18 protein-coding genes are annotated in these 18,473 nt (G+C 63.6%); 11 read left to right on the top strand and 7 right to left on the bottom strand.

Annotation, left to right across the window (positions count from 1 at the left end; translation table 11 throughout):
* Nucleotides 1-81: 81 nt before the first annotated feature.
* Entirely contained in the window at nucleotides 82-534 is a 453-nt protein-coding gene (locus ACWHXP_RS23445; protein WP_286864655.1) for an acyl-CoA thioesterase, read from the top strand.
* A 92-nt stretch (nucleotides 535-626) separates the two neighbouring features.
* Here ACWHXP_RS23445 and ACWHXP_RS23440 read toward each other — a convergent pair whose 3' ends face one another.
* Nucleotides 627-2,495: a phosphoenolpyruvate carboxykinase (GTP) gene (locus ACWHXP_RS23440; protein WP_252696538.1), complete on the bottom strand. Its 1,869-nt coding sequence runs from the start codon at nucleotides 2,493-2,495 to the stop codon at nucleotides 627-629.
* 387 nt (nucleotides 2,496-2,882) lie between these two features.
* Nucleotides 2,883-3,089 (bottom strand): LysR substrate-binding domain-containing protein, encoded by a 207-nt coding sequence (locus ACWHXP_RS23435; protein WP_489634929.1) that lies wholly within the window; start codon nucleotides 3,087-3,089, stop codon nucleotides 2,883-2,885.
* A gap of 179 nt (nucleotides 3,090-3,268) precedes the next feature.
* On the opposite strand from ACWHXP_RS23435, the gene ACWHXP_RS23430 reads away from it, so the two are divergent.
* Nucleotides 3,269-4,255 carry a D-2-hydroxyacid dehydrogenase family protein gene (locus ACWHXP_RS23430; RefSeq protein WP_489623948.1) on the top strand — a complete coding sequence of 329 codons (987 nt, stop codon included), beginning with the start codon at nucleotides 3,269-3,271 and terminating at the stop codon, nucleotides 4,253-4,255.
* Here the strand turns inward: ACWHXP_RS23430 and ACWHXP_RS23425 are convergent.
* Nucleotides 4,233-4,997, bottom strand: coding sequence for a hypothetical protein (locus tag ACWHXP_RS23425; protein WP_034330392.1), 765 nt, complete (start codon nucleotides 4,995-4,997; stop codon nucleotides 4,233-4,235). The genes ACWHXP_RS23430 and ACWHXP_RS23425 overlap by 23 nt on opposite strands.
* Before the next feature lie 208 nt (nucleotides 4,998-5,205).
* Here ACWHXP_RS23425 and ACWHXP_RS23420 point away from each other — a divergent pair, with 208 nt between their 5' ends.
* Nucleotides 5,206-5,691, top strand: coding sequence for an asparaginase domain-containing protein (locus ACWHXP_RS23420; RefSeq protein ID WP_489634930.1), 486 nt, complete (start codon nucleotides 5,206-5,208; stop codon nucleotides 5,689-5,691).
* 25 nt (nucleotides 5,692-5,716) lie between these two features.
* Here the strand turns inward: ACWHXP_RS23420 and ACWHXP_RS23415 are convergent, their stop codons facing one another.
* Nucleotides 5,717-6,619: a LysR family transcriptional regulator gene (locus tag ACWHXP_RS23415; protein ID WP_489634931.1), complete on the bottom strand. Its 903-nt coding sequence runs from the start codon at nucleotides 6,617-6,619 to the stop codon at nucleotides 5,717-5,719.
* Nucleotides 6,620-6,778: 159 nt separating this feature from the next.
* Between ACWHXP_RS23415 and ACWHXP_RS23410 the strand changes: the two genes are divergently transcribed.
* Entirely contained in the window at nucleotides 6,779-7,828 is a 1,050-nt protein-coding gene (locus ACWHXP_RS23410) for a YeiH family putative sulfate export transporter (RefSeq protein WP_204726967.1), read from the top strand.
* A gap of 107 nt (nucleotides 7,829-7,935) precedes the next feature.
* Here ACWHXP_RS23410 and ACWHXP_RS23405 read toward each other — a convergent pair whose 3' ends face one another.
* Nucleotides 7,936-8,406 carry an SRPBCC family protein gene (locus tag ACWHXP_RS23405; RefSeq protein WP_489623950.1) on the bottom strand — a complete coding sequence of 157 codons (471 nt, stop codon included), beginning with the start codon at nucleotides 8,404-8,406 and terminating at the stop codon, nucleotides 7,936-7,938.
* Nucleotides 8,407-8,532: 126 nt separating this feature from the next.
* On the opposite strand from ACWHXP_RS23405, the gene ACWHXP_RS23400 reads away from it, so the two are divergent.
* From ACWHXP_RS23400 to ACWHXP_RS23370, 7 genes are all read left to right on the top strand, one after another.
* On the top strand, nucleotides 8,533-10,605 hold the full coding sequence (locus tag ACWHXP_RS23400) for a UvrD-helicase domain-containing protein (RefSeq protein WP_145605004.1): 2,073 nt from the start codon (nucleotides 8,533-8,535) through the stop codon (nucleotides 10,603-10,605).
* A gap of 217 nt (nucleotides 10,606-10,822) precedes the next feature.
* Nucleotides 10,823-11,635 (top strand): basic amino acid ABC transporter substrate-binding protein, encoded by an 813-nt coding sequence (locus ACWHXP_RS23395; protein ID WP_134223600.1) that lies wholly within the window; start codon nucleotides 10,823-10,825, stop codon nucleotides 11,633-11,635.
* Between the two features lie 159 nt (nucleotides 11,636-11,794).
* Complete coding sequence (locus tag ACWHXP_RS23390; protein WP_034330368.1) at nucleotides 11,795-12,538, top strand: amino acid ABC transporter permease; 744 nt, start codon at nucleotides 11,795-11,797, stop codon at nucleotides 12,536-12,538.
* A gap of 85 nt (nucleotides 12,539-12,623) precedes the next feature.
* A complete protein-coding gene (locus tag ACWHXP_RS23385; protein WP_204726964.1) occupies nucleotides 12,624-13,922 on the top strand; it encodes a TIGR03862 family flavoprotein in 1,299 nt (432 codons plus the stop codon).
* On the top strand, nucleotides 13,919-14,128 hold the full coding sequence (locus ACWHXP_RS23380; RefSeq protein WP_083859453.1) for a SlyX family protein: 210 nt from the start codon (nucleotides 13,919-13,921) through the stop codon (nucleotides 14,126-14,128). Before ACWHXP_RS23385 ends, ACWHXP_RS23380 begins: the two co-directional genes overlap by 4 nt.
* A 39-nt stretch (nucleotides 14,129-14,167) precedes the next feature.
* A complete protein-coding gene (gene dinB / locus ACWHXP_RS23375) occupies nucleotides 14,168-15,322 on the top strand; it encodes a DNA polymerase IV (protein WP_259433442.1) in 1,155 nt (384 codons plus the stop codon).
* 160 nt (nucleotides 15,323-15,482) lie between these two features.
* Entirely contained in the window at nucleotides 15,483-16,409 is a 927-nt protein-coding gene (locus ACWHXP_RS23370) for a recombination-associated protein RdgC (protein WP_034330361.1), read from the top strand.
* Nucleotides 16,410-16,477: 68 nt separating this feature from the next.
* Here the strand turns inward: ACWHXP_RS23370 and lhgO are convergent, their stop codons facing one another.
* Together lhgO and ACWHXP_RS23360 are read right to left on the bottom strand one after the other, a co-directional pair.
* Nucleotides 16,478-17,695, bottom strand: coding sequence for an L-2-hydroxyglutarate oxidase (gene lhgO, locus ACWHXP_RS23365; RefSeq protein ID WP_489634932.1), 1,218 nt, complete (start codon nucleotides 17,693-17,695; stop codon nucleotides 16,478-16,480).
* 68 nt (nucleotides 17,696-17,763) lie between these two features.
* The gene (locus ACWHXP_RS23360) at nucleotides 17,764-18,405 is read right to left on the bottom strand and encodes a TetR/AcrR family transcriptional regulator (protein WP_204726962.1); all 642 of its coding nucleotides are present in this window, start codon (nucleotides 18,403-18,405) and stop codon (nucleotides 17,764-17,766) included.
* Nucleotides 18,406-18,473: the final 68 nt, after the last annotated feature.

Here is an 18,473-nt window from a genome sequence, read left to right as displayed (position 1 = left end):
CGGAAGTGGGAGCAATGTTACTGCAAGCACGCCGTTCTTGTGCAGGTGCACAAGCTGACCAATCCTGACCCTGATGAACCGATGAGCGAGCACCGTCCCCAACCCGGCCGCCGCGCCGATTTCCTGCACTTCCACGCCATTGCGACACGCTGGATGGACAACGATGTCTATGGCCACGTCAACAATGTCGTCTACTACAGCTGGTTCGATACCGCCGTGAACCACTACCTGGTGCAGCGGGGCGTGCTGGATATCGAACGGGGGGATGTGATCGGGCTGGTCATCGAAACGCAGTGCAACTATTTCGCTTCGGTCGCCTTTCCGGACCTGATCGAAGTGGGCATGCGCGTGGCGCATCTGGGCCGCAGCAGCGTGCGTTACGAGCTGGGCATCTTCAAGGCGGGGGAAGAGACTGCCGCTGCGCAAGGCCACTTCGTGCATGTGTACGTGGATCGCGCCAGCCGCAGGCCGGTGGCGTTGCCCGAGGCATTGCGGGCGGCGCTCATGCCGCTGACCTTGCTGATGCCGGGCTGAAAAAACGCTTTCGCCAGATCCGCCACCCCAAAAAGAAAACGCCTGCCGCATCGTTGCGGCAGGCGCTTCCTGTCTTCTCCGAACCGGTCAGCTTAGGCTGCCAGCTTCTTCTCCAGCTTGTCCTTCACGCCTTGCAGTTCGGCAGGCAGCTTGTGCTTGAGCTTGTCGAACAGTTCGGCATGCAGCTCCAGTTCCTTGACCCAGGCGGCCTTGTCGATGGAGGTGATGGTGGCGAACTGTTCGGCGCTGAAGTCCAGGCCTTCCCACTGCAGGTCATCGAAGCGCGGGGTCACGCCGAACAGGTGTTCGACGCCGCCGGTCTTGACGCCCTGCGGATCCTCGATGCGGTCCAGCATCCACTTCAGCACGCGCATGTTGTCGCCGAAGCCGGGCCAGACGAACTTGCCGTCGGCATCGGTACGGAACCAGTTCACGCAGTAGATCTTCGGCAGCTCGGCGGGCGAGGCGGCGATCTTCTTGCCGATGTCCAGCCAGTGCTGGAAGTATTCGCTCATGTTGTAGCCGGCAAACGGCAGCATGGCGAACGGATCGCGGCGCACCACGCCCTGCTGGCCGACGGCCGCAGCGGTGGTTTCCGAGCCCATGGTGGCGGCCATGTACACGCCTTCCACCCAGTTGCGGGCTTCGGTCACCAGCGGCACGGTGGTGGAACGGCGGCCACCGAAGATGAAGGCCGAGATCGGCACGCCGGCCGGATCATCCCAGGCCGGATCGATCACCGGGTTCTGGGTTGCGGCCACGGTGAAGCGGGCGTTCGGGTGCGCTGCCTTGCGGCCGGTTTCCTTGCCGATTTCCGGGGTCCAGTCCTTGCCCTGCCAGTCGATCAGGTGCGCCGGGGCTTCCTTGGTCATGCCCTCCCACCAGACGTCGCCATCATCGGTCAGCGCCACGTTGGTGAAGATGGTGTTGGCTGCAACCGAGGCCATGCAGTTGTAGTTGCTCTTTTCGTTGGTGCCCGGGGCCACGCCGAAATAGCCGGCTTCAGGGTTGATGGCGTACAGGCGGCCATCGGCACCCGGCTTGATCCAGGCGATGTCGTCACCGATGGTGGTGACCTTCCAGCCGCCGAAGGCCTTGGGCGGGATCAGCATGGCGAAGTTGGTCTTGCCGCAGGCCGAGGGGAAAGCGGCGGCCACGTAGTGCTTCTTGCCTTCCGGGGATTCGACACCCAGGATCAGCATGTGCTCGGCCAGCCAGCCCTGGGCGCGGCCCATGGTGGAGGCGATGCGCAGGGCGAAGCACTTCTTGCCCAGCAGCGCATTGCCGCCATAGCCCGAACCGTAGGACCAGATCTCGCGGGTTTCCGGATAGTGGACGATGTACTTGGTGGCATTGCACGGCCAGGCCACGTCCTTCTGGCCGGCGGCCAGCGGTGCGCCCACGGTGTGCACGCAGGGCACGAACTCGCCATCGCTGCCCAGGACGTCATACACGGCCTTGCCCATGCGGGTCATGATGCGCATGTTCACGGCCACATAGGGAGAGTCGGACAATTCCACGCCGATGTGGGCGATGGGCGAACCCAGCGGACCCATCGAGAACGGCACCACGTACAAGGTGCGGCCGGCCATGCAGCCGTCGAAGAGGCCGTTCAGGGTCTGGCGCATCTCGGCCGGATCGGTCCAGTTGTTGGTCGGGCCGGCGTCTTCCTTGTTCTGCGAGCAGATGAAGGTGCGGTCTTCCACGCGGGCCACGTCCGACGGATCGGAGCAGGCCAGGTAGCTGTTGGGACGCTTGGCTTCGTTGAGCTTCTTCATGGTGCCGGCGGCGACCATTTCAGCGCACAGGCGATCGTATTCTTCCTGCGAACCATCGCACCAGTAAATGCGAGCCGGCTTGGTCAGCGCGGCGATTTCGGCGACCCAGTTGATCAGTTTCTGGTGTTTGACGTAGGCGGGCGCATTGACTGCGGGAATGCCTGCCATGAGGGGTTGGTTCATATGCTACCTCCAATGCCACAAGTTGATGAATTCGGTTGGCACGGCAGGATCGTCGTTGCACGGGCCTGGCGGGATACGCACGCCAGTCTGCAATACGGCGGTCTTGTCGATGGCGGCGGTCTCCAGGAGCCCGGCCACCCGGCCCGCCTCCTTGCTGGCGGCGGGTTTTGCTCACTCTTCGACAGTCGAGAGTGCAGGAAAGTGGCAGCGATTGTACCCCGATAAAACGGAATTTACGCAAATTTGTAGCGAAAAATACCCGACTTATGTAGTAGGTAATTACAAATCAAAAAAAATCTGTTAATTCATTACCGTGGCATATAACAGTCATTCCTTGATAAACCGCATGAACACTGGATTTGCGGGGCATTGCGGGCGATATGCCATTCACAACGTGAATATCTCCTGCAGAAATGCGACGAAAACTTTCACCTTGGCCGTCTCGCGGCGTGTTGGTTGGTAAAGCGCCACGATGTCCGGACCGGCCACCTGCCATTCCGGCAGCACCGGCACCAGGCTGTCCTCCTGCATGGCCGGATCGAGGGTCACCGACATCTGCTGGATGATGCCGCTGCCGGCCTGTGCGGCAGTCATCGGAGTCGCTGGCGGCCGCCGGATCGGGCGGCCCTGAAAAATATGCGAGCTTTACGCGCCGCCCCAATTGCATGGGCAACAGCGCCCGTGCCGAATCCCGGCAATCGCTTTATGATGGACGCCCACGCCGGCCACGCAGGTGGCCGGTCACAGCCCTCAAGAGTGCCAGGAGACTTCCCATGAAAATCGCCATCCTCGACGACTACCAGGATGCCGTGCGCCACCTAGATTGCTTCCGTCTGCTCGACGGCCACGACGTCAAGGTCTTCACCAACACCGTGCGCGGCACCGGCCAGCTGGCCGCGCGGCTGGCGCCCTTCGACGCCGTGGTGCTGATCCGCGAACGCACCGCCCTCACCCAGCCCCTGCTGGAAAAACTCCCCCTGCTGAAACTGATTTCCCAGACCGGCAAGGTCAGCGGCCATGTCGACGTGGCCGCCGCCACCGCGCGCGGCATTGCCATCGTCGAAGGCGTGGGCGACCCGACCGCACCGGCCGAGCTGACCTGGGCCCTCATCATGGCTGCCATGCGCCGCGTGCCGCAATATTGCAGCGCCCTGCGCGCGGGGGCCTGGCAGCAGGTCTCGCCCACGCCGCATCACAACCTGATCGGCACCGCCCTGAAGGGACGCACCCTGGGCATCTGGGGCTACGGCAAGATCGGAAAGCTGGTGGCCGGTTATGGCCGCGCCTTCGGCATGCAGGTGGTGGTGTGGGGACGCGAGGCCAGCCGCGAGCAAGCCGTCAAGGATGGCCTGCACGCTGCCGCCAGCAAGGAAGATTTCTTCACCCAGGCCGACGTACTGACCCTGCACCTGCGCTTGAACGACGCCACGCGCGGCATCGTCAAGGCCAGCGACCTGGCCCGCATGAAGCCGACCGCCTGCTTCGTCAACACCAGCCGCGCCGAACTGGTCGAGGCCGATGCGCTGGAAGCGGCCCTGCACGCCGGCCGTCCCGGACTGGCTGCGCTCGACGTCTACGAGCGCGAGCCGCTGCCGGTAGATTCACCGCTGCTGAAGATGGACAACGTAGTGGCCGCCCCGCACCTGGGCTATGTGGAAAAAGACGGATATGAACTTTACTTCCGCGCGGCCTTCCAGAACATCGTCGACTACGCCGCCGGTGCGCCCAGGAACGTGCTCAATCCTGAGGCTCTGGGGTGATGCGGTGAATGGTTCTGACCGGCGGGTCATAGGTGAGCTGGGGCATGGCCCCGGCGCGCTTCCACAGGTGGCGCCAACCCGGCGGCCAAGGTAGCGGCGGGCCGGCGTATTCGGGGACGTTGCGCCGGATCGGGATCACCGGCAGGTGTTCCGGAATGCTGCCGTTGCTGTGCCAGCCAAGGCTGAAGGCGTAATCCGGCAACAGCGTGGCGCACACCAGTTCGAACCAGCTGGCGTGGGCTTCGTCTTCGCCCAGCGCCTGGGCCAGGCCCTGCGGGTCGAACTGGGCCAGCAGGCGCGCCAGTTCTTCGGGAGACGAAGACGGTCCGTCTCCCCAGCCCATCACCGGATTGAAGTTGTAATCGGCGCCCGAGCCATACCAGCCCTCGCGCCAGGGCCGCTCGATCCAGTTGCGCGGACCGCTGAAGAGATGCCAGCGCCAGTGCAGACCGGACGGCTTGGGCCAGCTGTAGAGGTAGAGCCGCTGGTAGCCGGCACGATGCAGCTCGCGCACCATGGCCATCAGGCGCGCATGCGGCATGCGGTCCGGCGGAGCGCGGCGAAACAAAATGGGCGTGCCATCGGCGTGCTGCACTTCGTCCGACGACAGGTTCAGGTCCAGGGTGCGCACTTCGCTGCCGAAGCGCGCAGAAATCCAGCCCGTCATCAGGTTGACGAGCACGATCACGCCATAGCCGCGATGGCGGTGGAAGATGACGGTGCCGGGTGCCAGAGGTTTCATATGCGGTCCATTATAAATGTCCTTGGAAAATCGCTCCTGACCCGCCCGGCTTCGCACGAAAATGAAGCTTCCTGCGTGTAAGATAGCGCCTGCCAGCAGCCATAGCGGCGGCTATCCGGGGGGGAAGCGGCTGGCACGCGGCGTCCGGGACCGCATCTTGCTTATCCCGCGATGTGAACATTTTGACCAGTTGGAAGATAGGAAACCCATGAGCCTGCGCATCATCGCCACCGGTGGCACCTTCGACAAGCATTACGACGAAATCGCGGGCCAGCTTGGCTTTGGCGAGAGCCACCTGCCGGACGTCATTGCCCGCGCCCGCATCACCACCGAAGTTTCCCTGGAAACCCTGCGCCTGCTCGATTCGCTGGAGATGCAGGACGGCGACCGCCAGCGCGTGCTGGAAGCCTGCCAGGCCTCGGCGCAGCAGGCCATCGTCATCATCCACGGCACCGACACGATGCAGCAGACCGCCCAGGTGCTCGGCCAGGCGCTCACCGACAAGACCGTGGTGCTGACCGGCGCCATGATCCCCTACGAGATCGCCAATTCCGACGCCTTCTTCAACTTCGGCTTTGCCTGCGGCGTAGCCCAGATCCTGCCGCCGGGGGTGTATGTGGCCATGAACGGCCGCATCTTCGCCTGGAACAAGGTGGCCAAGAACCGCAGCGCGGGTGTCTTCGAACCGATCTGACCCCAGCCCCTGGCAGGCCCCGTCTTCAGTGCGGTGCCTGCCGCTGCGCCCAGTCGCGGCAGAACGACAGCAGCGCCGCGAGGCTCGGCGAAGGCGCGCGGTGGCGGCTGACCACCATGTAGAAATGCCGGCGCAAGGTCGGCAGCGGCGTCTCCAGTTCGACCAGCTTCCTTGATTCGATCAAATCTTCCACCACCGAGCGTGACAGGCAGCTGATGCCCAGGCCTTCCGCGGTGGCGCGCTTGATGGCTTCCGAATTGCCGAACTCGAAGGAGGACGGCAAATGATGCAGGTAGGGAATGAGCGCATGCTCGACCGCCTCGCGCGTGCCGGACCCGGCCTCGCGCAGCAGCCAGTCGGCTTCGCGCAGCATCTTCAGGGTGATCTTGCGGCGTGCGCGGACGATGGGGTGTTTGGGCGCGGCCACCACGATCAGTTCATCGGTCATCCACGGCTCCACCTGCACATCATCGGCATGGCAGGGGCCTTCAATAAGTCCCGCATCCACTTCGAAGTTGACTACGGCCTCCACGATATCGGCGGTATTGGCCACCAGCGCGCGCACTCGCGCCCCTGCATGACTGCGCCGATAAGCGGCGATCATGGCCGGCAGCAGATAGCTGCCGATGGTGGTGGATGCCCCGAGATGCAGGTCGCTACGCGCGGCCGGATCGCTGAACTGGCGCTCGATGGTCTGGGCTGCATCCAGCATGTGGCGCGCCTGCGGCAGCAGCTGGCGGCCGCTGTCGTTCAACACCAGCCGCTTGCCGACACGGTCGAACAATTGCACGCCCAGCAGGCTCTCCAGTTCGTTCAATGCAGCGCTGGCCGCCGACTGCGACAGCGCCACCAGCCCGGCCGCCGCCGTGGTCGAGCCCGACTGGGCCACGGCCAGAAAAATCTGCAATTGCCGCAGCGTGATCCTCATCGATCCTCCTTTATGCATTTCCGACATGGGGGTGCGCAGAAAACGTCACCGCCCATCTACCTGTTAAACAGGTAGATATTAGCAAAATAACGCGTTTTTCTTTTATAAGCCCGGCGCGTAAAGTGCACTCCATCGACAGCACCCTTCGTGGAGAGCCCCATGCGTACCGCCATCCAGACTTCCTCCCTGCCGCCGGCCGCCGCCGGACTGGCGCTTTCGGGCGCCGTCGCCTGGGCGGCCATGAGCCTGGGCAATATCGGCTGGCTGCAGAATCACGGCTTCTCGGCCCTGACTGTCGCCATCGTGCTGGGCATCGTGATCGGCAATACCGTCTATCCGCGCCTTGGCGCGTACTGCGGCGAGGGCGTACGCTTCTCCAAGCAGACGCTGCTGCGTGCGGGCATCATCCTCTACGGCTTCCGCCTGACCTTCCAGGACATCGCCCACGTCGGCGTGGCTGGTGTGGTGATCGACGCGGCCATGCTGCTGTCCACCTTCGGGCTGGCCTGGCTGGTCGGTACCAAGTTGCTGAAGCTGGATCGCGATGCCGCGCTGCTGATCGGTGCCGGCAGCTCGATCTGCGGTGCGGCTGCCGTGATGGCCACCGAGCCGGTGCTGCGCGCCCGCAGCGAGCAGGTCACCGTGGCGGTCTCGACCGTGGTCATCTTCGGGTCGCTGGCGATCTTCCTCTATCCGCTGCTCTATACGCTGCAGGCCGAACCGGTGTGGGGCCTGCGCCTGCCGGACTTCGGCGTCTACATCGGTTCCACCGTCCATGAAGTGGCGCAGGTGCTGGCCGCTGCACGCTCCATCGATCAGCACACGGCCGACGTCGCGGTGATCACCAAGATGGTCCGCGTGATGATGCTGGCGCCCTTCCTGCTGATGCTGTCGATGAAGGCAGCGCCGTCCGTCACCGGACACGAGCACCAGCCCCGCAAGCTGTCCATTCCCTGGTTCGCCTTCGCCTTCATCGGTGTGGTGGTGTTCAACTCCTTCTTCCCGCTGCCGGCCGCGGTCAACCAGCTGGTGCTGCAAGCCGATACGCTGATGCTGGCCATGGCCATGGCGGCCCTGGGACTGTCCACCCATCTCTCGGCGCTGCGCAGTGCAGGCATCAAGCCCATGATCCTCGGTGCGGTGCTGTTTGCCTGGCTGGTGATTGGCGGTGCCCTGGTCAATGGCGCATTGGGACGCTTGCTGGCCTGAGGCCCACTCCACCTCATCAAGCAAAAAGGCGCGCTCCGCAGGGAGCGCGCCTTCTTATTTTGTTACATCAGGAAAACTGACTCAACGGGAAACTTGATTCAGTTTCTTCAATGCAGCTCACCACGCTGGGTCAGTTCGCGGATGATGCGCACCGTATCGATATCGGCTTCCTGATAAGCCGAGCGGCGGAAGTTGTCATAGAAAGCTTCTTCGCCGGTGACATCCTCGGGCTTGCCGTCGTCATACTCGAAGCGCACGAAGAGCACATCGGCCTGGGGCTCCTCGATGGTCATGCTCATGCGCGACGCCGGGATCTCGCCCTGCGAGGGCACTTCATAGAGCACCTGGATCTGCGGCAGGTAAGTGACCTTGTCGATGATGACCAGCTCGCCATAGCGCAATTCACGGCGCACGCTGTCGAGGCTTTTTTCGGAGAGGCGGCAGTCATCCAGATGCGGCATGAACAGGCGCGGCGACTCCGCACGCAGGACCAGGCCGCGCCAGAGTTGCTCGCGGGTCAGGGAATCGATCAGCGGATTCGTCGGATCGTTGATCTGGATGAGATGGTTGAATTTCATGGTTGCTCTCGTGTTGTTGTTGCCGCCGGCAATGCGGGCATTGTCCCACAGGCGCAGCCGGGCCGGTCGGGCGGGCTGCTACAATGGCGCCTCGTTTCTTCTCCTGCCCACGCCGATCGCCTCCGTATGTCCGCACCCTCCTTCGGCCTGAACAAGCCGCAAAGCGAAGCCGTCCACTACATGGCCGGGCCCTGCCTGGTGCTGGCCGGTGCCGGTTCGGGCAAGACCCGCGTGATCACGCAGAAGATCGCGCACCTGATCGAGAACTGCGGTTACGAATCGCGCAACATCGCCGCGCTCACCTTCACCAACAAGGCTGCGCTGGAAATGCAGGAGCGCATCGCCAAGCTGCTCAAGGATCCCAAGCAGGCCAAGCACCTCACGGTCTCGACCTTCCATTCGCTGGGCGTGAAGATCCTGCGGCAGGAGTCCAAGCATCTGGGGCTGAAGGACCGCTTTTCAATCATGGACAGCGATGATTGTTTTTCCCTCGTGCAAGAACTGGCGGTCACCACCGACAAGGCCATCATCCGCGGCATCCAGAATTCCATTTCCTTGTGGAAGAACGGCCTGGTCGATCCCGAGCTGGCCGAAAAGAATGCCCGCACCGAAGACGAAGCCCAGGCCGCGCGCATCTACCGCAGCTATGTGGCTACGCTGAAGGCGTACCAGGCGGTCGATTTCGATGACCTGATCCGCCTGCCGGTGGAACTGTTCCGCAGCAACGAGGAAGTGCGCGACCGCTGGCAGCGCAAGCTGCGCTACCTGCTCATCGACGAATACCAGGACACCAACACCTGCCAGTACGAACTGGTCAAGCTGCTGGTGACCGGCGTGGGCAAGAAGCCGATGTTTACCGCCGTGGGTGACGATGACCAGGCCATCTATGCCTGGCGCGGCGCGACCATCGAGAACCTGAAACTCTTGGGCGTGGATTTTCCCAACCTGCACCTCATCAAGCTGGAGCAGAACTATCGTTCCAGCACGCGCATCCTGCAGGCGGCCAACGCGGTGATCTCCAACAATCCCAAGCTGTTCGACAAGACCTTGTGGTCCGAGCACGGACTGGGAGACCCGATCACGGTCATGGCGATGGATGATGAAGAAGCCGAAGCCGACCAGATCGCCATCACGCTCTCGGCGCACCGCTTCGAGCGGCGCGCCAAATTTGCCGATTACGCCATCCTGTATCGCGGCAACCACCAGGCGCGCATCCTGGAAAAATCCTTGCGGCGCGAACGCATACCCTACGTGATGTCGGGCGGGCAGAGTTACTTCGACCGTGCCGAGATCAAGGACATCATTGCCTACCTGCGCCTGATTGCCAACCAGGACGATGACCCGGCTTTCATCCGCGCCGTCACCACGCCGCGCCGTGGCGTCGGCCAGGCGACCTTGGAAGTGCTGGGCACGCTGGCCGGGCAGTGGCAGTGTTCGCTGTTCGAGGCGGTCTACAAGGGCGGCCTGGAAGACAAGCTGACCGACCGCCAGCTGCTGCCGCTGCGCAAGTTCTGCGACTTCATCAATGCGCTGGAATCGCGCGCCACGCGGCCGGGTCCGTCCGGCAGCGGCGAAGAGGCCGGCCGGGTGCTGGACGACATGATGGAGGCGATCAACTACGAGTTCTACCTCTACGACAGCTTCGAGGAACGCGCGGCGCAGGCGCGCTGGCAGAACGTGGTGGACTTCATCAACTGGTTGAAGGAGCGTGCCTGTGGCGGGCGCGATGGCGAGGGCGAGGAAAAGAACCTGCTGGAGATCACGCAGATGGTGGCGCTGATGAGCATGCTCGAAGGGCGCGACGAAGAACAGGATGCGGTACGCATGTCGACCCTGCATGCCTCCAAGGGACTGGAGTTTCCGCACGTGTTCCTGGTCGGCGTGGAGGAAGGCATCCTGCCGCACAAGGGCGACCCCGACACCCCGCCCGAGGCTGCTGCTGCGCGCGTGGAAGAGGAGCGCCGCCTGATGTACGTGGGCATCACCCGTGCGCAGCGTTCGCTGCACCTGTCCTGGTGCAAGCGCCGCAAGCGCGCCAAGGAAGTGATCGAATGCCAGATCTCGCGCTTCGTCAAGGAGATGCGCCTGGATGAAGGCGAAGCGGTGCCGCAGGAGAGCGAGAAGATCACGCCGCAGGCGCGGCTGGCGAATTTGAAGGCGTTGTTGCAGAAACCGCGGCCGACGCCTGAAGGAAGTTGAGTCCAGCGGCGCATACGCGCCTGAAACGTGGCGAAAATGTCGATATCACGCACATCCATTGTGCGATTTGATCTCGAAATGAGCGCCCTGGCCGCATCGCGGTTTACAATGCCGCCTGCAAAAAAATCCCCGAGTTTCACCCAAGCAACACCGCCCGCCGCGCTACCCGCTCGCCTGCCCCTGTTGCCCCAACCATTCCAGACAAGGAAATCAAGCAATGATCAAGATGTTCTCCCGCCACGCCCGTACGCTGGCGCTGACCGCCGGCTTCGTCGGCATGCTGGGCCTGGCCGCCTGCGGCAAGCAAGAAGACAAGAGCGCCGCCGCCCCCGCGCCGCAAGCCGCAGCCGCCCGCGTCTACGTGGTCGGCGTGGAATCGGCCTATGCGCCCTTCTCCTCGGAAAACGAACAGAAGGATGTGGTCGGTTTCGACATCGACGTCATGAAGGCCCTGGCCAAGAAGATCGGCATCGAAGTCAAGTTCGTACCGACGCCCTTCGAAGGCTTCTTCAACTTCCTGGCGCAAGGTGACCGCGACCTGCTGATCTCGGCCATCACCATCACCGATGAACGCAAGAAGTCGGTGGCCTTCTCCGAGCCCTACTTCGTGGCCACCCAGACCATCGCCCTGCCGGCCGCCGACACCAAGGTCAGCAAGATGGACGACCTGAAGCCCCTGACCGTCGGTACCCAGAGCGCCACCTCCGGCGACGAACTGGTGCAGCAGGTGCTGGGCAAGAACAGCGCCAAGATCAAGCGCTTCGACTCCACCCCGCTGGCCCTGAAGGAACTGGAAAGCGGTGGCGTCGACGCCGTCGTGGCCGATGAACCGGTGGTCAAGAACTACATCGCCAACAACCCCAACAGCAAGCTGCGTACCGTCACCGATCCCAGCTTCCCCAAGGAAGACTACGGCATCGCCGTGCGCAAGGATGATCCGGAACTGCTGGCCAAGATCAACAAGGGCCTGGCCGACATGAAGGCCGATGGCAGCTTCGCCGCCATCAGCGCACAATACTTCGGCAAATAAGCCCGCACGCCGTCCTGCCGCTCCTGCCGACCTCTACAGGAGCAGAGGACTGCATGAGTGCTTGAGTGCATGACTGCCTGATCCGGCAACAAGACGGCGGCCCCGGCCGCCGTCCCCGTTTTGTTCCTTTCCCGATTTCAACCACCAATCGAGTCCGACATGGATTTCCGCTGGAGCATCATCCAAGGCTACGCGCCACTGTTCGCCAAGGGCGTCCTCATGACCTTGCAGGTGTCGCTGATCAGTATCCTGATCGGCACCGTGATCGGCTTGCTGGTGGGCATGCTGCGCCTGGCCGACCTGCAGCACGGCCCCTGGAAGTGGCCGCTGAAGCTGCTGCGCTGGCTGGCCAGCTTCTACGTCGCCTTCTTCCGTGGCACGCCGCTGTTCGTGCAGATCATGCTGATCCACTTCGCGGTGATGCCGCTGCTGGTGCAACAGGAACATGGCCTGCTCATCACCGGCGAACTGGCGCGCACCATCAAGCAGGACTATGGTGCCTTCCTCTCCGGCACGGTCGCGCTGTCGCTCAATGCAGGGGCCTACATTTCGGAAATCTTCCGCGCCGGCATCCAGTCCATCGAACGCGGCCAGTCCTATGCCGCCGCCAGCCTGGGCATGAACTACGGGCTCACGATGCGCTACGTGGTGCTGCCGCAGGCGTTTCGCCGCATGCTGCCGCCGCTGGGCAACGAAGCGATCACGCTGTTGAAGGATTCCTCGCTGGTCTCGGCCATCGGCCTGGCCGAACTGGCCTATGCCGCGCGTACCGTGGCGGGCACGTATGCCCGCTATTGGGAGCCGTATATCACCATCTCCATCCTGTATTTCTCCATGACCATCTGCCTGGCACTGGTGGTGGCCCGTCTGGAAAACAAGTACAGCGCGCCGCATCGCCGCTGACCGTTTTGCCCGCCGATCCGCAGCGATCAGCGGGAAGCGCGTGCGCTGCTCGCAGGCGGGCGGTATCATGCCGCGCATGACATCGATGCACACTCTCCCCCAACTCGCTCCCGGCAGCCGCCGCGTGGCCGTGATCGGCGCCGGTCCGGCCGGCCTGATGGCCGCCGAAGTGCTGGCCGCACAAGGCGCCGCCGTGGACGTCTACGACGCCATGCCCTCGGCCGGCCGCAAATTCCTGCTGGCCGGGCGCGGCGGCATGAACATCACGCACTCCGAACCGCAACCCGACTTCCTGCCGCGCTATGGCCATCGCCGTGAACAGGTCGCACCCTTCGTGCGCCGCTTCGACGCCGACCAATTGCGTGCCTGGATACACGGCCTCGGCATCGAGACCTTTGTGGGCAGCTCCGGCCGCGTCTTCCCGCGCGAGATGAAAGCCGCACCGCTGCTGCGCGCCTGGCTGCATCGCCTGCGCGAAGCCGGCGTACGCTTCCACATGCGCCATCGCTGGCTGGGCTGGCAGGAGGACGGCGCGCTGCGCTTTGCCCATCCTGATGGCCACACCGATGTGCAAGCCGATGCCGTGGTGCTGGCTCTGGGCGGCGCCAGCTGGCCGCGCCTGGGCTCGGACGGCAGCTGGGTGCCGCTGCTGCAAGACCGCCAGGTCGAGGTCGCACCACTGCTGCCTTCCAACTGTGGCTTCGAGCTGGACTGGAGCGAACATTTCCGCAGCCGCTTCGCGGGCGAACCGGTCAAGCCGGTGGTGGCCAGCACGGCACTGCCCAGCGGCGGCGTGCAGAATCGCCGCGGCGAATTCATCATCACCGCCGAAGGCATTGAAGGCAGCCTGGTCTATGCCATGTCCTCGGCGTTGCGCGACACCATCGCCGCAGAAGGCGCGGCGCGTCTCTACCTGGACCTGCTGCCCGACTGGCCGCTGGAAAAAGTGGAAGCCGAACTGGCCCATCCGCGTGGTGCGCGTTCGCTCTCCAGCCACCTGCAAAGCCGCCTGCATCTCAAGGGCGTGAAGGCCGGACTGCTGCGCGAGCTGGTCAGCAAGGACGACTTCGCCGACATGGGCAAGCTGGCGCGCGCCATCAAGGCCCTGCCGCTGACCGTGCTGCGCACGCGTCCCATCGCCGAAGCCATCAGCAGCGCCGGTGGCGTCAGCTTCGAGGCGCTCGATGATGCGCTGATGCTGCGTGCCCTGCCGGGCGTGTTCTGCGCCGGCGAGATGCTGGACTGGGAAGCGCCCACCGGCGGCTACCTGCTTACCGCCTGCTTTGCCACCGGGCGCGCCGCTGCGGCCGGTGCCTTGCATTGGCTCATCAGTGATGACCGCGCTGCCAGCCTGAGCCACTCTTCCAAGGAACAACACAAGTGACCCAAGACGACCGCCTCATCGACCTGGAAATGAAACTCGCCCATCAGGAACACCTGCTGGACGAACTGAACCAGACCGTCTATCGCCAGGAAAAGAAGATCGAAGAACTGGACATGCTGCTGCATGCCCTGGCCAAGCGCTTCAAGGAATTGTCCGACACCAGCCAGGACCGCGCCGCCGCCAACGAGAAGCCGCCGCATTACTGATCGCGCCGCTTCCGCTTTTTCTTCGCTGCACGCACCACCATGGCCAACGAACGCCGCATCGCCCACCTCGACATGGACGCTTTCTATGCGTCGGTGGAATTGCTGCGCTATCCCGACCTGCGCGGCCAGGCGGTGGTCATCGGCGGCGGTTCGGCCACGCGGCCGGTGGAATTGCCCGACGGTACGCGCCAGTATTTCCGCATGCGCGATTACGCCGGGCGCGGCGTGGTCACCACCTCCACCTACGAGGCGCGCGCGCTCGGCGTCTTCTCGGCCATGGGCATCATGAAGGCGGCCCAGCTGGCACCGGACGCCATCCTGCTGCCGACCGACTTCGAGGCCTATCGCAAGTATTCGCGCCTGTTCAAGGAAGCGGTGCGCAGCATCGCGCCGCTGATCGAGGATCGCGGCATCGATGAAATCTATATCGATCTTTCTGCGTGGCCCGATACCGCGCATGAAGTCGCGCGCCAGATCAAGGATGCGGTGCATGCCGCTACGGCGCTTACCTGCTCCGTCGGTGTGGCGCCCAACAAGATGCTGGCCAAGATCTCTTCCGAACTGGACAAACCCGATGGGCTGACCATCCTCACGCCCGAGGATATCGAGCGCCGCATCTGGCCGCTGCCGGCGCGCAAGATCAACGGCATCGGACCGAAGGCCGCCGAAAAGCTGGCGGCATTGGGCATCGAGACCGTGGCCGACCTGGCACGTGCATCACCTGAAATGCTGCGGGCACATTTCGGGCGCAGTTATTCGGAATGGCTGGGCCGCGTGGCACAAGGCGTCGATGATCGTCCGGTGCAAACTTATTCCGAACCCAAATCCATCAGCCGGGAAACCACCTTTGAACGCGACCTGCATGCGCGTGCCGACCGTACGCAACTCTCGGAAATCTTCACCGCCCTGTGCGTAAAGCTGGCCGGTGACCTGGAGCGCAAGGGCTATGTCGGCCGCACCATCGGCATCAAACTGAAATACGCCGATTTCCAGGGTGTGACGCGCGATGTTACGCTGCCCGCACCCACCGGGGACGCTGCCACCATCCGCCAGGCGGCGGGGGAATGCCTCAAGCGCGTCCCCCTGGAAAAGAAGCTGCGCCTGCTCGGTGTGCGCGTGGGCGCGCTCTCGCGCAAGGATGAGCTTGCATTGACAGCGCAGGCGCTGCAGGCGGAGTTGCCGTTCGGCGGCTGATCCATATTTCCGCGAACTATTTGTGCGTTTTTCTGACGTACTCTGCGGCAAGCCCGGCCACGAAAAATTTAACTGCAAGCGTGGACAATCCGACATCGCTTGCGGCGAGACGGGCGTGTAAAATCTCCCCCTTTCCCTCTTTGCCCTGCTCCGGAAACCTATGTGGTTCAAGAATCTCCAGATCTACCGTTTGCCCGCACCGTGGGCGATCAATGCCGACGAACTCGAATCCCATCTCGCGCCGCAGGCCTTCACCGCCTGCTCCAGCCTGGACATGCAGAGCCAGGGCTGGGTGCCGCCGCGCAACAATGAAAAACTGGTGCATGTGGTCAACCGCCAGCTGCTGTTGAAACTCGATACCGAGAAGAAACTGCTGCCCTCGACCGTCATCAACCAGGTCACCAAGGCCCGTGCCGCCGAGCTGGAAGAGCAGCAAGGTTTCCCGCCGGGCCGCAAGCAGACCAAGGAATTGAAGGAACAGGTCACCGACGAACTGCTGCCGCGCGCCTTCTCGGTAGTGCGCAGTACCTGGGTCTGGATCGATCCGGTCAATGGCTGGCTGCTGGTCGATGCCGGCTCGCCGTCCAAGGCCGAAGAAGTCCTGAAGCTGCTGTTCAAGGCCATCCCCAAGTTCCCGCTGGAAACGCTGCGTACCGTCATGTCGCCGGCAGCGGCCATGACCGACTGGCTGGCCAGCGACGAAGCGCCCAACGGTTTCACCGTGGACCAGGATACCGAGCTGCGCTCCACCGCCGAGAGCAAGGCCACGGTGCGCTATGTGCGCCACACGCTGGAAGCCGACGACATCCGCCGCCACATCGAAGCCGGCAAGCAGTGCACGCGCCTGGCGCTGACCTGGGCCGACAAGGTGTCCTTCGTGCTGACCGAGAACCTGTCGGTCAAGCGCATCGCGCCGCTGGACGTGCTCAAGGAAGACAGCGAGATCGCCGGCAAGAACGACGATGAACGCTTCGATGGCGACTTCATGCTGATGACCGGTGAGCTGGCGAAGCTGCTGACCGCGCTGGTCGACGCGCTGGGAGGCCAACTGAAGGAAAACGACGGAACACTGGCCCGCGCGGCCTGACCGGCATCGCTTCAGTACGCCAGTACGAATGAAAACGCCGCGACGGGCTGACCGTCGCGGCGTTTTTTTCATATCGTCCCGTGCGGGTGGATCAGGTTGCGCACGATGTGCTCGCCGATGGCCAATGACGAGGTGGCCCCGGGCGAAGGGGCATTGCGGATATGCGTGACACGGCTGCTCTGGCGAATCACGAAATCATCCACCAGCCGGCCATCGGGTTCCATGGCCTGGGCACGAATGCCGCGCACCGCCGGGGTCACGCTCACCTCGGACAAGGCCGGCACATAGCGGGCAGCTTCGCGCACGAAGTGCCGCTCGCTGATCACCGTTTTCAGTTCACGCAGGGTCGCGGCCATGTTGCGGCTGGCGAATTTCCAGAAACCCGGATAGCCGAGATAGTCGGCCACGTCGCGCAGGCTGAAACGATCCCCTTGGTAATTCTCGCGCCCCAGCGAAATGAAGGCGTTCGGACCGATGGTCATCTGGCCATCGATACGCTTGGTGAAATGCACGCCGAGGAAAGGAAAGCGCGGATCGGGCACCGGATAGATCAGGCCCCGGACATGCGACTTGAAGGCTTCATCGATGACGTAGTACTGACCGAAGAAGGGCACGATGCGCGGCGTGGCGACATCGCCCGATTGCTGCGCCAGCCGGTCTGACTGCAGGCCGCAGCAGGCGATGACGAAATCGAACGCATCACCGTGCACCTCGCCGCCGGCCAGTTCGATCTGCACATGCTGCCCCTGTTCGAACACGCGTTGCACCGCTGCATTGAGACGGATCACGCCGCCCCTCTGCACGATCTCCTGCGCCATGTGCTGCGCGATCTGGCCATAGCTGACGATGGCCGTGCGCGGCGAATACAGCGCGCGCAGCCCTACGCAATGCGGTTCGATCTCGCGCAGGCGTGCGCTGTCGATCATCTCCACATCCTGCACGCCATTGGCCAGCGCCTTGCGATGGATGGCTTCCAGGCGCGGCAATTCGTCCGCCTCCAGCGCCACCACCACCTTGCCGCATTCATCGTAGGGCAAGCCATTCTGCTCGCAGTAGGTCCTGACCAGCTCGACGCCGCGCCGGCACAGCCGCGCCTTGAGGCCGCCCGGTTCGTAATACAGGCCGGCGTGGACCACGCCGGAATTATGGCTGGACTGGTGGCGGGCCACGGCGTCTTCCTTCTCGAAGACGGTGACGCGCACATCGGGTTGATCCAGCAGCAACTGGCGGGCCACGGCCAGGCCGTTGATGCCGCCGCCGATGACGGCATAGTGCAAGGGTCTCATGAGGCTGGTAAGGGTCCTGGTAACGGCAAAGGGAGGGAGGATATCGTAACGGGCGCAGCCGGCTTCATTCACTCCGGCGGCAGCGCATGCACCATCACGTTTTCCAGCGGCAGCATCGCATGCGCCAGCGTGGCGGCCAGCCGCGCCGTGGAGACCCCATCGCGCGCACCCAGCGCCAGTCCATTGAGGAAGCTGGTATAGAAATCTCCCAGGGCGGTGACATCGGCATCGGCCCGGATCTCCCCTTCACGCTGCGCCTGCAGCAGGCGCGCGCGGATTTCATTGCGGCGCTTGTGGCGACGTTGCGAGAGCGCATCACTGTGCTCGCTGTTTTCGGGTGCACAGTTGATGGCGGAAATCACTACCATACACCCCTTTCCTGCCGGCAAGCCCGGCACCGTCGACTTGCCCGAATACATGCGCACACTGGCGCGCAGCATGGCTTGCAGGTCTTCGCGAATGCCCTTGCCGGCCTGCAACAGGCGCAGCGGTTCGGCGCTGATGGTGCGCGAGTAGACCTCCATGACTTCACGGAACAGCGCATCCTTGTCGCCGAAGGCCGAGTAGAGACTGGGCGCCTTCACGCCTATGGCCTCGCACAGATCGGCCATGGTGGTGCCTTCGTAGCCCTTGCTCCAGAACACTTGCATGGCCTGCTGCAGCGCCTGGTCGCGGTCGAAGCTGCGCGGGCGGCCACGGGTTTTTATCATCGGTTTCCTTTGCGGGGTATTACCCCTGGCGGTAATGGTGTTGCGGAGAAGTGTAGTTTAATTTAGTC

It is taken from the genome of Herbaspirillum sp. Her2, from assembly GCF_057961375.1.
Note: the sequence above shows the minus strand (reverse complement) of the source record. Positions and strands in the feature narration are given on the sequence as shown.

Coding starts and splice junctions, on each gene's coding strand:
- ACWHXP_RS23445 (WP_286864655.1), top strand. CDS start 82: ATGAGCGAGCACCGTCCCCAACCCGGCCGCCGCGCCGATTTCCTGCAC.
- ACWHXP_RS23440 (WP_252696538.1), bottom strand. CDS start 2,495: ATGAACCAACCCCTCATGGCAGGCATTCCCGCAGTCAATGCGCCCGCC.
- ACWHXP_RS23435 (WP_489634929.1), bottom strand. CDS start 3,089: ATGACTGCCGCACAGGCCGGCAGCGGCATCATCCAGCAGATGTCGGTG.
- ACWHXP_RS23430 (WP_489623948.1), top strand. CDS start 3,269: ATGAAAATCGCCATCCTCGACGACTACCAGGATGCCGTGCGCCACCTA.
- ACWHXP_RS23425 (WP_034330392.1), bottom strand. CDS start 4,997: ATGAAACCTCTGGCACCCGGCACCGTCATCTTCCACCGCCATCGCGGC.
- ACWHXP_RS23420 (WP_489634930.1), top strand. CDS start 5,206: ATGAGCCTGCGCATCATCGCCACCGGTGGCACCTTCGACAAGCATTAC.
- ACWHXP_RS23415 (WP_489634931.1), bottom strand. CDS start 6,619: ATGAGGATCACGCTGCGGCAATTGCAGATTTTTCTGGCCGTGGCCCAG.
- ACWHXP_RS23410 (WP_204726967.1), top strand. CDS start 6,779: ATGCGTACCGCCATCCAGACTTCCTCCCTGCCGCCGGCCGCCGCCGGA.
- ACWHXP_RS23405 (WP_489623950.1), bottom strand. CDS start 8,406: ATGAAATTCAACCATCTCATCCAGATCAACGATCCGACGAATCCGCTG.
- ACWHXP_RS23400 (WP_145605004.1), top strand. CDS start 8,533: ATGTCCGCACCCTCCTTCGGCCTGAACAAGCCGCAAAGCGAAGCCGTC.
- ACWHXP_RS23395 (WP_134223600.1), top strand. CDS start 10,823: ATGATCAAGATGTTCTCCCGCCACGCCCGTACGCTGGCGCTGACCGCC.
- ACWHXP_RS23390 (WP_034330368.1), top strand. CDS start 11,795: ATGGATTTCCGCTGGAGCATCATCCAAGGCTACGCGCCACTGTTCGCC.
- ACWHXP_RS23385 (WP_204726964.1), top strand. CDS start 12,624: ATGCACACTCTCCCCCAACTCGCTCCCGGCAGCCGCCGCGTGGCCGTG.
- dinB (WP_259433442.1), top strand. CDS start 14,168: ATGGCCAACGAACGCCGCATCGCCCACCTCGACATGGACGCTTTCTAT.
- ACWHXP_RS23370 (WP_034330361.1), top strand. CDS start 15,483: ATGTGGTTCAAGAATCTCCAGATCTACCGTTTGCCCGCACCGTGGGCG.
- lhgO (WP_489634932.1), bottom strand. CDS start 17,695: ATGAGACCCTTGCACTATGCCGTCATCGGCGGCGGCATCAACGGCCTG.
- ACWHXP_RS23360 (WP_204726962.1), bottom strand. CDS start 18,405: ATGATAAAAACCCGTGGCCGCCCGCGCAGCTTCGACCGCGACCAGGCG.